At 70.9% G+C, this 12729-nt stretch carries 9 protein-coding genes and 1 tRNA gene; 5 read left to right on the plus strand and 5 right to left on the minus strand.

Going from position 1 to position 12729, the window contains the following annotated elements; translation table 11 throughout:
- Positions 1-19: 19 nt before the first annotated feature.
- The 3 genes from ACSSVZ_RS21590 to ACSSVZ_RS21600 form a co-directional block, all read right to left on the minus strand.
- Positions 20-448, minus strand: a complete 429-nt coding sequence (locus ACSSVZ_RS21590) for a universal stress protein (protein WP_453972822.1) — start codon at positions 446-448, stop codon at positions 20-22.
- Positions 449-478: 30 nt separating this feature from the next.
- A complete protein-coding gene (locus tag ACSSVZ_RS21595) occupies positions 479-3097 on the minus strand; it encodes a TRAP transporter permease (protein ID WP_453972825.1) in 2619 nt (872 codons plus the stop codon).
- A gap of 111 nt (positions 3098-3208) precedes the next feature.
- Positions 3209-4174, minus strand: coding sequence for a TAXI family TRAP transporter solute-binding subunit (locus ACSSVZ_RS21600; RefSeq protein ID WP_453972827.1), 966 nt, complete (start codon positions 4172-4174; stop codon positions 3209-3211).
- Positions 4175-4428: 254 nt separating this feature from the next.
- Here ACSSVZ_RS21600 and ACSSVZ_RS21605 point away from each other — a divergent pair, with 254 nt between their 5' ends.
- The 3 genes from ACSSVZ_RS21605 to ACSSVZ_RS21615 all read left to right on the plus strand — a co-directional run bounded on the left by ACSSVZ_RS21605 (position 4429) and on the right by ACSSVZ_RS21615 (position 7492).
- Positions 4429-6354: an MFS transporter gene (locus ACSSVZ_RS21605; protein WP_453972829.1), complete on the plus strand. Its 1926-nt coding sequence runs from the start codon at positions 4429-4431 to the stop codon at positions 6352-6354.
- A 506-nt stretch (positions 6355-6860) separates the two neighbouring features.
- Positions 6861-6936, plus strand: a tRNA-Thr gene (locus ACSSVZ_RS21610).
- Between the two features lie 25 nt (positions 6937-6961).
- Positions 6962-7492: a hypothetical protein gene (locus tag ACSSVZ_RS21615; protein ID WP_453972831.1), complete on the plus strand. Its 531-nt coding sequence runs from the start codon at positions 6962-6964 to the stop codon at positions 7490-7492.
- Positions 7493-7811: 319 nt separating this feature from the next.
- On the opposite strand, the gene ACSSVZ_RS21620 is transcribed toward ACSSVZ_RS21615, so the two are convergent.
- Both ACSSVZ_RS21620 and ACSSVZ_RS21625 read right to left on the minus strand, forming a co-directional pair.
- On the minus strand, positions 7812-9152 hold the full coding sequence (locus tag ACSSVZ_RS21620; protein ID WP_453972833.1) for a TrkH family potassium uptake protein: 1341 nt from the start codon (positions 9150-9152) through the stop codon (positions 7812-7814).
- 76 nt (positions 9153-9228) lie between these two features.
- The gene (locus tag ACSSVZ_RS21625) at positions 9229-9900 is read right to left on the minus strand and encodes a potassium channel family protein (protein WP_453972835.1); all 672 of its coding nucleotides are present in this window, start codon (positions 9898-9900) and stop codon (positions 9229-9231) included.
- 403 nt (positions 9901-10303) lie between these two features.
- On the opposite strand from ACSSVZ_RS21625, the gene ACSSVZ_RS21630 reads away from it, so the two are divergent.
- Positions 10304-10666, plus strand: coding sequence for a hypothetical protein (locus ACSSVZ_RS21630; protein WP_453972836.1), 363 nt, complete (start codon positions 10304-10306; stop codon positions 10664-10666).
- 152 nt (positions 10667-10818) lie between these two features.
- A complete protein-coding gene (locus ACSSVZ_RS21635; RefSeq protein WP_453972837.1) occupies positions 10819-12600 on the plus strand; it encodes an SLC13 family permease in 1782 nt (593 codons plus the stop codon).
- Positions 12601-12729 lie beyond the last annotated feature (129 nt).

Genomic DNA, 12729 nt, shown 5'->3' on the forward strand with positions numbered 1-12729 from the left:
GCGATGGCAGACCCCGGCCTCACTCCCTGACCACCATCACCGACTGGGCGGCGTGGCGGACGACGCGGGCGGCGTTGGGGCCGAGGAGGTAGTCGCTGAGCTCCGGCCGGTGGGCGCCGACGACGATGAGGTCGCAGCCGAGCGCCTTCGCCGCGTGCAGGATCTCCTCGTAGATGGAGCCGTGGGCGACGTGGCCGACCGCCGCGATGTCGGCCGGGAGTTCCGCGTCCATGAAGGCGCCCAGCGCCAGCTTGACCTTGGCCAGCGCCTTCTCCTCAAAGCCCTCGGGGAAGAAGCCGCCGACGATCGACATGCCGACGGTGGGCACGACGCTGAGCACGTGCAGCTCGGCTTCGAACGTGCGGGCCAGCGCGGCTGCCGTCGCCAGCCCCTTCCTGCCGGTGGTCACGTCGTTCAGGTCGATGGGCAGCAGGATCTTCCTGTACATGCCGGCCTCCTCCTGGAGTGGGCGAGATGTTTAGAACGCCGGCTTCGTCTGGCGGCGGCGCTGGGACCAGACGACGACGGCGAGCAGCAGCAGCGCCGGGATGTAGAAGATCTCCTTGGGCATGCGGGTGGCCGGCACGGCGACGCTCTCCACCACCACCGGTTCGGCGGCGTAGAAGTCGAACTCCTGGCCGAGACGGGCGAAGCGGGTGCCCGGGAACGGCTCGTCGAGGGTCATGCGGTCGCCGTCGGGGATCAGCGTCAGCCCGGCCGCCTCGATCCGGTCCGCGCCGTCGGCCGGGGGACCCATCGGCACCATGAAGGTCTTCTTCGGTCGGTCGTCGGGGTTGTTGAAGTCGGTGCCCTCGATGGTCACCCTGAGCAGCGCACCCTCGGGCAGCGACGCCGCCACCTCCTCGATCTGGATCCCCGGCTCGACCTCGTAGGGCGGCTCGACCTGGTCCAGCCAGAAGCCCGGCCGGAACAGGGTGAACGACACCAGAAGCAGCGCGATCACCTCCCACCAGCGGGTGGGGGCCAGGAAGTAGCGCTGGGTGGCGGCCGCGAACAGGAGCATTGCCGTGACCGCCACGACGAACACGAAGATCGCCTTCAGCGGCCCGACGTCCATCAGCAGGAGCTCGGTGTTGAACAGGAACAGGAACGGCAGCAGCGCCGTGCGGATGTCGTAGGTGAAGCCCTGGATACCGGTCTTGATGGGGTCGCCGCCGGAAATGGCGGCGGCGGCAAAGGCCGCCAGACCCACGGGTGGCGTGTCGTCGGCGAGGATGCCGAAATAGAAGACGAACAGGTGGACGGCGAGCAGCGGCACGATCAGGCCCTGCTGGGCGCCGAGCGAGACGATCACCGGCGCCATCAGCGACGACACCACGATGTAGTTGGCGGTGGTCGGCAGGCCCATGCCGAGGATCAGGCTCATGACGGCGACCAGCACCAGCATGAGCATCAGGTTGCCGCCGGAGACGAACTCGACGAACTCGCCGATCACCTGGTGGGCGCCGGTGAGCGACACCGTGCCGACGATGACGCCGGCGGCACCGGTGGCCACGGCGATGGCGATCATGTTGCGGGCGCCGGCGATCATGCCGGCGATCCAGTCGTGGACGCCGGCGAGGGTCTCGCGGCCGAAGTTGCCGGTGCCGCGGAACAGCGCCTTCAGCGGCCGCTGGGTGAGCGCGATGCCGATCATCGCCACCGTCGCGTAGAAGGCGGACGTCGCCGGCGACAGCCGCTCGATCATGATGCACCAGATCAGCACGACGATCGGCAGCAGGTAGTAGAGGCCGGTGAGCGCGGTGGCGCCGGCCGGCGGCAGCTCGTCGATCGGCGCGTTGGGGTCGTCGACCTCCAGGTCGGGCCGCTGCGCGGCGATCCACAGCAGCACCAGGTAGGCGACGGCGACCATCAGGGCGGCCGCCCACATGGTCATGCCGGGGAAGACCACGCGGATCCAGCCGAGGCCGTAGTAGACGAGGCCGGCCAGCACGGCGAGGCCGATGAAGCCGGTGAGGAAGCCGATGACCTTGGTCATCAGCCGGAGATGGCTCGGCGGGCGCTGCATGCCCTTCAGGTCGAGCTTCAGCGCCTCCAGGTGCACGATGTAGACGAGCGCGATGTAGGAGATCAGCGCCGGCAGGATCGCCGCCTTGATGAGGTCGGTGTAGGGCGTGCCGGTGAACTCGGCGATCAGGAACGCGGCCGCGCCCATCACCGGCGGCATCAGCTGGCCGTTGGTGGAGGACGCCACCTCGACGGCACCGGCCTTCTCGGCGGAAAAGCCGGTGCGCTTCATCAGCGGGATGGTGAAGGTGCCGGTGGTCACCGTGTTGGCGATGGAGGAGCCGGAATAGAGCCCGCTCATGGCCGAGGCGACGACGGCGGCCTTGGCCGGGCCGCCGCGCAGGTGGCCGAGCAGCGCGAAGGCGATCTTAATGAAGAAGTTGCCGGCGCCGGCCTTCTCCAGGATCGAGCCGAACAGCACGAACAGGAAGATCATCGTGGCCGACACGCCGAGTGCTACGCCGAAGACGCCCTCGGTCTGCATCCAGAAGTGCCACATCGCCTTGCCGTAGGAGGCGCCCTTCCACTGCAGCGTGCCGGGGATCCAGTCGGCCGAGCCGAAGAAGACGTAGAGGACGAACACCGAGGCGACGATCAAGAGCGGCAGGCCGAGCGAGCGGAACACCGAGATGCCGAGCACCACCATGCCGATGGTCGACATGATCAGGTCCCAGTCGGTGGGCAGGCCGGCGCGGTCGGAGATCTGGTTCTTGAAGACCAGCAGATAGAGGCAGGCGCTGGCGCCGAGCGCCGCCAGCAGCCAGTCGTACCAGGGGATCCTGCGCCGCGAGCTCGCCTTCAGGAGCGGGAAGGCGAAGGCCGCCAGCACCAGCGCGAAGGTGAGATGGATGATGCGGATTTCGGTGTTGTTGTAGACGAGGGCGAGGCCCGTCGCCTGGGAGACGATGTAGGGGACCGGCGAGGCCACGTAGAGCTGGAACAGCCCCCAGACGAAGGCGATGCCCGGGATCACCCAGCGCTGCCAGCCTTCCGGCGAGCGCGCCCCGGTATCGGTCGCGGCGACCAGCGACTCCGCGTCGACGCGGTGGGTGGTGTGCTCGACCGTCATCGCCGCGCCCCCTCAGAAACGATGGATATCAGGCTGACAGGCCGCGCGCCGGCGGCCCCCAGACGACGACGGGCGCGATCCCCTCCGGACCGCGCCCGTCGCTCAGGCGACTTACATCCAGCCGCGTTCCTTGTAGTACTTCTCGGCGCCCGGATGCAGCGGCGCGGAGAGGCCGTCCTTGATCATCTCCTCCTCCTTCAGGTTGGCGAAGGCCGGGTGGAGCTGCTTGAACTGGTCGAAGTTGTCGAACACCGCCTTGACGACGACGTAGACGACATCATCGGACACATCGGCGGAGGTGATGAAGGTGGCGCCGACGCCGAACGTGGTGGTGTCCTGATCGTTGCCCTTGTACATGCCGCCCGGGATGGTCGCGACGCGGTAGTAGGGGTTGTCGGCGACGAGCTTGTCGATGGCCTCGCCCTTCACGTCGACGAGCTTGACGTCGCAGGAGTTGACGGCTTCCTGGATGGCGGCGGCCGGATGACCCACGGTGTAGATCATCGCGTCGATGTTGCCGTCGCAGAGCGCCTGGGCCATCTCCGAGCCCTTCAGCTCGGTCGCCAGCGCGAAGTCGCCCATCTCGATGCCGTAGGCATCCATGACGACTTCCATGGTGGCGCGCTGGCCGGAGCCGGGATTGCCGACGTTGACGCGCTTGCCCTTCAGGTCCTCGAACGACCCGATGCCGGAATCGCCGCGCACCAGCAGCGTGAACGGCTCGGGATGCACGGAGAACACCGCGCGCTCCTTCTCGAACGCCCCCTGGTCGGCGAACGTCGAGGTGCCGTTGTAGGCGTGGTACTGCCAGTCGGACTGGGCGACGCCGAACTCCAGCTCGCCCGAGCGCACGGTGTTGATGTTGTAGACCGAGCCGCCGGTCGATTCCGCCGAGCAGCGGATGCCGTGTTCCTTGCGGTCGCGGTTGACCAGCCGGCAGATGGCGCCGCCGGTCGGATAGTAGACGCCGGTGACGCCGCCGGTGCCGATGGAGATGAACTGCTGGTCTTGCGCTGAAGCGAGGCCGGTGGCGGCGAGAACCGCCGAGGCAGCGAGCGCTGCAATGGTCCGTTTCATCGTAAGGCTCCCTTTGAGTTGTGCCCTTCAAAAGGCTTTTGGCCGCGGATCGTCCGCAGCTCTGCTCGCCATTCGAGCCGCGCTCGGCGACGGAGTCAACGGTTTCCGTCCGCCTGTGGGCAACGACCCACGGTTGCCGCCGTCCGAGGCCGGCCGGCGTCCACGTTTTCGAAAGGCCGCTCGGGCACCATATCGGATTGGCCGCAGCCAGCGGCCGCACGGTGCCATTTCCAAACGGGGCGCGTCCTGCCGCCATGACCGGTGAAGCCCAGCTGTCGACCACCCTGCTGCCCGCCGAGTGCGACTGGCAGCCCTGTCCGCGCGAGCTGAGGAAGTACGTCCTCATCGTTGCGATCCTGGGGTCGAGCCTCGCCTTCGTCGACACGACGGCGGTGTCCGTGGCGCTGGCGGCGATGCGCACCGACCTCGGCGCCTCGTTCATCGCCGTGCAGTGGGTGGTGGCCGGCTACGCGCTGGTGCTGTCGGCGTTCCTGCTGCTCGGCGGGGCGGCCGCCGACGCGTTCGGGCGCTGGCGGATGTTCCGGGCCGGCATCGCGCTGTTCGCGCTGTCGTCGGCGGCCTGCGGGCTGGCGCCGCGCACCGACCTGCTGATCGCGGCGCGCTGCGTGCAGGGGCTGGCGGCCGCCGTGATGGTGCCCGGCGCGCTGGCGCTGATCGCCACCAACTTCCCCGAGGCCGAGCGCGGCCGCGCCATCGGCATCTGGGCGGCGTGGTCGAGCATCGCCGCCGCCATCGGCCCGCTCCTCGGCGGCGTGCTCGTCGACGTCTGGTCGTGGCGGGCGATCTTCTATTTGAACCTGCCCGCCGCGGCCGCGGCCCTGGTGCTGCTGCGCTACCGGGTGCCGGTCGATTTCCCCACCCTCGACGGCCGCCGCTTCGACCTGATCGGCGGCGGCATCGCGCTTGCCGGCATGGGCATCCTGGCGCTCGGCCTGACGGTCACCGGGATCGACACCGGCTCCTCCGGCACCGTGCCGGCGGCGCTGGTCTTCTCGGGGCTGGTGGGGATGGCGCTGTTCATCCTGTGGGAGGCCGGCGGCGCGGCCGAGCCGATGATGCCGGTGGGGCTGTTCGGCAACCGCGGCTTCTCGGCGGCGAACGCGGTGACGCTGCTGCTCTACATGGCGCTCGGCGGGCTGTTCTTCCTGCTGCCGATCGCGCTGATCGACGGCGGCGGCCGCGACGCGGCGCAAGCCGGCGCGGTGTTCCTGCCGTTCAGCCTGGCGATGGCGGTGGTGGCGCGGCGCACCGGCGACGTGGTCGACCGCTTCGGCGCCCGGGCGCCGCTGGTGGCCGGCTGCGGCGTGGCGGCGCTGGCCTTCGCGCTGCTGGCGCTGGCGGTCGGCGCCGACGCCTACGCGCTCGGCGTGCTGCCGGTGATGGCGCTGCTGGGCATCGGCATGGGCCTGGCGGTGCCGCCGCTGTCGGCGGCGGTGCTCGCCGGCGCGCCGGCCAACCGCGCCGGCATCGCGTCGGCCGTCAACAACGCGGTGGCGCGGTTCGCCGGCCTCATCGCGGTGGCGGCGCTCGGCGGCATGGCGACGATGATCTACCGCGACACCCTCTCCGGGCTGGCGCCGCAGCTGGCCTCGGTGCTGGCCCGGGCCGACTTCGCCGCCCCCGTCGACGGCCCGGCCGACATCCAGGCGATCCGCGCCGAGGCCGTCCGCGCCACCTTCGCGCTCGTCGGCTTCGTCGCCGCAGGCATCGCGGCCGCGGCCGCGGCGATCGGCGCGCTGGCGCTGCCGCGGGGACGCCAGAGGCCGCCGGACGGCGGCGTCCGCCCCGCCCCGCCCGAGCAGGGCCTGGCGCCGTGGCGGCGCATCGACCTGCCCGACCCGCTGATCGACCACGAGCGGCTGCAGCCGGCCGGGCCTGAGCCGCTGCCGGCCGGCCTCGTCGAACCCCGGTTCGTGCCGGCGGCGCCACCCGCCCCCGATCCGGCCCCGCAGCCCGATCCGGAGCCGGCCGCCCCCGACCCGGCGCGCGAGGCCGGGCCGGCCCCGGCCCCGCAGCCGGACGCGGCGCGCGGCCCCGCCGATGCCGCCGAGCCGGCCCGCGGACCGGCGCCGCCCGGGACGGCGGATGCCGCGGCGAAGCCCGCCCGCGTGCGCCGCGCCCGGCCGCCCCGCCGCCACATGCCGCCGCGCGGCGACTGAGCCGTCCCGCGGTTTCCCACGTTTTGGGGAGCCGTCCCGCCGGCGGCCACGGCGTCCCCGGTTCGCCCATGATCGCCCGTCGGCCCGCCGACCGGCGCGCAGCCGACGCCCGGGCCGGAGCGCCCGACGGCCCCGGGCGGTCCGGCCGGTCCCATGGTTTCCCGTGCCGTCCCCCTGTCGCCCTCGGTTTCCCCCGGCCTCCCGTACTGTCCCCCGGGCCTCCTGTGCCGTCCCCCGGCCTCCCGTACTGTCCCCCGGCCTTCCGCGCCGTCCCGCGGCCTCCCGCGGCCTCCCGACGTCTCCCGAAGGGCCCCGCGGCGGGGCGGGCGACGCACCGGTCTGCGGTCTCGACGCCGTTTTTTGCGGGCCTTGTCGACGCGCCTTCTTGAAATGAAGGCCGGTTGCCGGTACATCCCGCGCAATGCTCGGCGTTGGTTCCCGCTTCGGCTTCGGCCGAAGGGGGTGGAGCGCCCGGCGAAGGTGGTGTTGAATGCACCTCCCGGTCAGCCGCTTTAGCTCAGTTGGTAGAGCACATCATTCGTAATGATGGGGTCAGGTGTTCGAGTCACCTAAGCGGCACCACTTCCTTCCGTTTCAAGGGCGCCCGATGAGGCAGGCTTTCGCGGGGCCGGCCGGGCTTCCCTTCGTTTTGCTCGGACTTTTCCTGCTCTCCGCCTGCGCGCCGGCGGCGCCGCCGCCCGCGCCGGTGCCGGCCAGCGATTTCGCGCGCGCCTTCGGGCCGTGCGGCGAGCCGTGCCGGATCGGGTCGAGCACCGGTGGCGAGCTGGTGTACTTCCTGGGCGCCGCCGACGAGGTGAACGCCGGCAGCCGCCAGCTCGTCGTCATCGACGGCGCCTGCCAGTCGGCCTGCGCGGCGTTTGCCGACAAGGCCCGCGCCCACGTCTGCATCACGCCCACCGCCCGCTTCGGCTTCCACAAGGCCACCATCTACTCCGCCGACCTGAGCCAGCGCCTGGGGGCCATCGACCCGCCCCAGTCCGACGACATCCGCGCCTGGGTCGCCGCCAACGGCGGCTATCCGCCGGACGGCATGCGGATGATGGAGGCCGCCGATGCGGCCCGCTTCTGGCGCGCCTGCACCGACGGCGAGCGGGCGGCCGCGGGCGCCGGCACCTGAGTGAGCGGGCGGCAACGTGCGCAGGCGCATGAGCGAGCGGGCGCCCGTTGCCGCTGGCGCCTGAGCGAGCGGGCGGCAATGGGCGCAGACGCCTGAGCGAGCGGAGGAAGCCTCGGACCGGGTGCGTCCTCTGCCCTCAGGACGGGGCGATCGGCGTGGGCGGCCTTGAGCGCCTCACGTCCTGATCCACCCGGAACGGGCCCCGGCCTTCTGTCTCCGCATCGAAACCGGCTGTCCCCTTTCGGGCTCGATGTTCCAGGCCATTGATTTCGCGGCAGCTTCCTATCGACCGGCCGAGTCCCCCTGATCGGAAGAGGCTCTATCCCAGGAACACGTGGCCGGCCGGATAGCGGATGCGCGGCACCGAGCGGGTGGCCAGGAAGAAGCCCAGCGTCAGCGGGCCGATCCGACCGATGAACATCGCCACCATGATGATGATCCGGCCGATCGGCTCCAGCTCGCCGGTGACGCCGCGCGACACGCCGACCGTGCCGAAGGCCGACACCACCTCGAACGCCATGTCGAGAAAATCGCCCTCCTGGAAGATCACCAGGGCGAACACGCCGCTTATCACGACGAGGATGCTGACCACCGTCAGCGCCAGGACCTTCAGCACCTCCTCCAGGCCCAGGCTGCGGCCGAAGGCGTGCAGATGGGTGGTGCGCCGGAAGAACGCGACGGTCGCCAGCAGCAGCACCACCACGGTGGTCACCTTGATGCCGCCGGCGGTGGAGGTGCTGCCGCCGCCGATGAACATCAGCGAGATCATCATCAGCGCCGACGCGTCGGTCAGCCCCTCCATCGGCACCGTGTTGAAGCCGGCGGTGCGCGGCGTCGCCCCCTGGAACCAGCTCGCCATCAGCCGCGTCGCGGTGTCGGGCAGTGCACCGAGGGTGTCGGAGTTGGTCCATTCCAGCGCGGCGAAGATGGCCGTCGTCCCGACCAGCAGCACCGCGGTCGCCAGCAGCATCAGCTTGGTGTGCAGCGTGAAGCGGTGCCAGCGGCGTCGCTCGCGCACGTCGGCGATGACGCTGAATCCGAGGCCGCCGACGATGAACAGCGCCGGCACGGTGACATTGACCAGCGGGTCGCCGACATAGCGCGTGAGGCTGTCGGGAAACAGCGAGAATCCGGCGTTGTTGAAGGCCGACACGCTGTGGAACACCGCCTGCCAGAGGCCGCCCGCCCAGCCGAACTCCGGCACGAACACGAACGCCAGCAGCACCGCGCCGATGACCTCGCACACCAGCACCACGCGCAGGATCGTCGCCACCAGCCGCAACAGGTCGGTGATCGAGGTCTGGTTCAGCTCCTCCTTGAGGAAGATCCGGTGCGGCAGGCCGATGGGGACGCCGAACATCGACAGCACCAGCACCGCGAACGTCATCAGCCCGAGGCCGCCGAGCTGGATCAGCACCAGCAGCACCGCCTGGCCAAACAGGGTGAAGTGGCTGCCGGTATCGAGCACCACCAGCCCGGTGACGGTCACCGCGGAGACCGCCGTGAAGGCCGCGTCGAACCAGCTGGTCGGGCCGTGGGCGGCCGCCGGCAGCTTCAGGAGCAGCGCGCCCGCGGCGGCAATCGCCGCGTAGAAGCCGGCGAGGACGGCCGGCGGCGGGACGTTGATGCGGCGGCGGGTGAAGTGCGAGAGGATCTGCATCGCGGGGAAAACCTAGATCCTCATGCCCGGGAGCGGAATGGGCGAAAAAGCCGGGGCCAACCTTCCTCCTCCCGCTCTACGCCAGGCTGTCGGCGAAGGATCGCAGGTTCTGGCGCTGCCCGAGCAGGAGCAGCTTGTCGCCGGTCTCGAGCCGCACGTCCCGGTCGGCGCCGCACTCGTGGAACTCGCTGCCCCGCATCAGGCCGAGACAGCGCAGTTCGAACCCGGCCTTCAGGTCGAGCGCCTCGACGTTCTTTCCGTCGATGCGCTCCGGCACCTGGAAGTCGACGATGTGGAAGCCGTTGCCGAGGCTGACATAGTCGCGCACCAGCGGGTTGTGCAGCATCTGGGCGACGTGGAGGCCGATGTCGTGCTCGGCCTGGATCACCCGGTCGATGCCCAGCTTGGCGAGGATGCGATGGTGGGTGCGGCTGGTCGCCTTGGCCCACACCGTCGGCGTGCCGAGCATCTTCACGTTCATGGTGCACAGGACGTTGGATTCCAGATCCTCGCCGATCGCCACCACGGCGACGTCGTAGCTGCCGACGCCGGCCTCGCGCAGGGCATCCTCGTCGCGCCCGTCGGCGATCACCACCTCGGAGAGCTCGTCGGCGAAGCGGCTGGCGATGGTCTCGCTGCTGTCGATGCCGAGCACGTGGTTGCCGAAGTGCGCGAGTTCCACGGCGACGGTGCCGCCGAAGGTGCCGAGCCCGATGACGACGAAGCTCCGGTTCTTGCTGGCGGTCATGTCGGCTCCATGGGGGCGGTGGCGGGAGGGCAGCGGGGCGGACGGCGGGGCGGCCGGCGGCGACGGAGGACACCGCCGGCCGGCATCATGGCCCGCCACGGCCATCGCTGTGAAGCGAAGCGTTCGGACGGCCATCGGGTTCCGCGCGGACGGCGGCGGCGCCGGACCGCTGCGCCGACGCCACGGACGCCACGGCACGCGCCGCGCGACGGCGATTGCGGCCGATCCCGAGGCCGACTAAAATGGGTGCCGTCGGACGGAGCGTCCGGCCTGAGCAAGGCGCCTGTGCGGCCGCGATCCGGCAGCCGGCGTCCCCAACCGCGCCAAAACACTCCGCCTCGAGCCGGCGAGGGCTCCTCGCTCTGGCGGACCCGCGGGTCCGCGCTTCTTCGAGGTGTTGATCATGTCCCTGCTCGTTGCGGCGATCGCGCTCGCCTGCGTGACGCTCGCCTTCCTCTGGACCATCCGCCATTTCGCCTCCGTCGACGACACCTCCCGCCTGAAGACCGAGGGCGTCGTGATGCCGGTGGCGGTGACGTTCACCGGCGGCTTCACCCTCGGCGTGGCGTTCGTCGAGATGGCTGCCATGCGCTACCCGTTCCCGACCGCGGTCAACCTCGGGATCGGAACGGCGATCGTGGTGGCGGTGTTCGGCGCCTCGTGGATCGCCTTCCGGCTGCTGGTGCCCCGCCGGCCGGGCGCCCCGGCCCCCGGAGCCGACCTCCGGCTGCCGCCGCGGCCGCAGGCGACCCACCGCGAAGCATGACACGAATGCCGCGCCTGCGCAGAAATCGCATCCCTCGATGCGAATTGTTGCGCCCGGGCGGCAACCCTGACCACCCCCTGCGGGTTCATGCCTCCTGACATGGGCGGGACGGCCCGTACCAACCGACCGACACGTCCGCTGGGAGAGGCCTCATGCTCGTTGCCGAAGAGTGGGCGGCAACCGCCGCGCTTGCGCTCGTCGCCATCATCTTCATCGGCTTCCTGCTCGAGCGCTGGCCGCCGGCGGTGGTGGGCGCGGCGGGGGCGGCGGCGTTCGTGCTGCTCGGCCTCTTGACCACCGACCAGCTGCTGGCGGTGTTCTCCAACTCCGCGCCGATCACCATCGCCGCCATGTTCATCCTGTCCGGCGCGCTGGTGCGCACCGGCGCGCTGGAGGCGATCTCCACCTTCGTCCTCGACCGCGCGAAGACCCGCCCGGTGACCGCCGTGCTCGCGGTGGTGGCGGGGGCGATCGTCGCCTCGGCGTTCATGAACAACACGCCGCTGGTGATCGTCCTGATCCCGCTCGTGATCCGGCTGGCGGCCTCGATCCACACGCCGGCGTCGCGGCTGCTGATCCCGCTCTCCTACGCCGCCATCCTCGGCGGCACCTGCACGCTGATCGGCACGTCGACGAACCTGCTCGTCGACGGTGTGGCGACGGATCTCGGGCTGGCCCGCTTCGGACTGTTCGAGATCACCCCGATCGGCCTCGTCGCCGCGGCGGCGGGCGGGCTGTTCATGCTGATCGGCGGCCGCTTCCTGCTGCCCGACCGGCCGGGCTTCCGCACCGGCGGCGAGAGCGAGGGCAGCGAGATCTACCTCACCGAGGTGCAGATCGGCGAGGCCTTCGACGCGCTCGGCAAGACCTACGCCGAGCTGCCGCTGTTCCAGCGGCCCGGCATGCGCATCCTGGCGGTCAAGCGCCGCGAGAAGGTGCTGCGCTCCGGCCTCCAGGGCGAGGCCAGCACAGCGGGCGACCGCGTCGTGCTGATGGCGCCGGCCACCGAGATCCTCACCTTCCACGAGGAGGACGGCCTCACCGTCGGCACCCGCCAGCGGGCCAATGCCGGCAAGACGGAGAAGATCGTCGAGGCGCTCGTCTCGCCGCGCTCGCGCGGCCACATGCGCACGCTCGTCGACTACAACTTCCCCGCCCGCTTCGGCATCACCCCGCTGGGCGTGCGCCGCCACGGCCACATCCCCGGCCCCGACCTCGGCAGCACCCGCCTGCGTGGCGCCGACGTGCTGCTGCTGGCCGGCGAGCCGCAGAGCTTCGCCACGCTGGAGGAGGAAGGCGACATCGTCTCGTTCACCGAGACGGGCACCCGCGGCTACCGGCGGCGGCGCGCGCCCGTCGCCGTGCTGGCGCTCGCCTCGGTGGTGGTGCTGTCGGCGTTCGACGTCATGCCGATCGCGGCGCTGGCGCTGATCGCGGCGGCGCTGCTGATGCTGCTGCGCTGCATCGACCTCGACGAGGCGCTGGAATCCATCGACGGCAGCGTGCTGGTGCTGATCTTCTCGATGCTGGCGGTGGGCGCCGGGCTCGACCAGACCGGCGCGCTCAAGCTGGTCGTCGACACGCTGTCGCCGTGGCTCGACAGCCTGTCGCCGTTCCTGCTGCTGCTGTGCGTCTACGCGCTGACCTCGGTGCTGACCGAGGCGGTGACCAACAATGCGGTGGCCGTCATCCTGACGCCGCTGGCGGTCGGCCTCGCCCAGGCGGCGGGGCTGGAGCCGCGGTCGTTCGTGATGGCGGTGATGTTCGGCGCGTCGGCGAGCTTCGCCACGCCGATCGGCTACCAGACCAACACGCTGGTCTACGCCGCCGGCAACTACCGCTTCTCCGACTTCCTCAGGGTGGGCGTGCCGATGAACATCATCGTCGGCGTCGCCACCTGCCTGGCGATCTCGACCTTCTACGGGCTGAAATAGCCGCGCGGCGGCCTGCCGCGGTCCGGCCGGCTCCATCCGCCCGGATGGCCTTCGCCGGCCGGCCCATCTCTCTGGGGAAGACCGGACCGAGGTCGCCGGCACCGTCGCCCGGACGATTCCCCCCGGGCG

It is taken from the genome of Amorphus sp. MBR-141, from assembly GCF_053628695.1.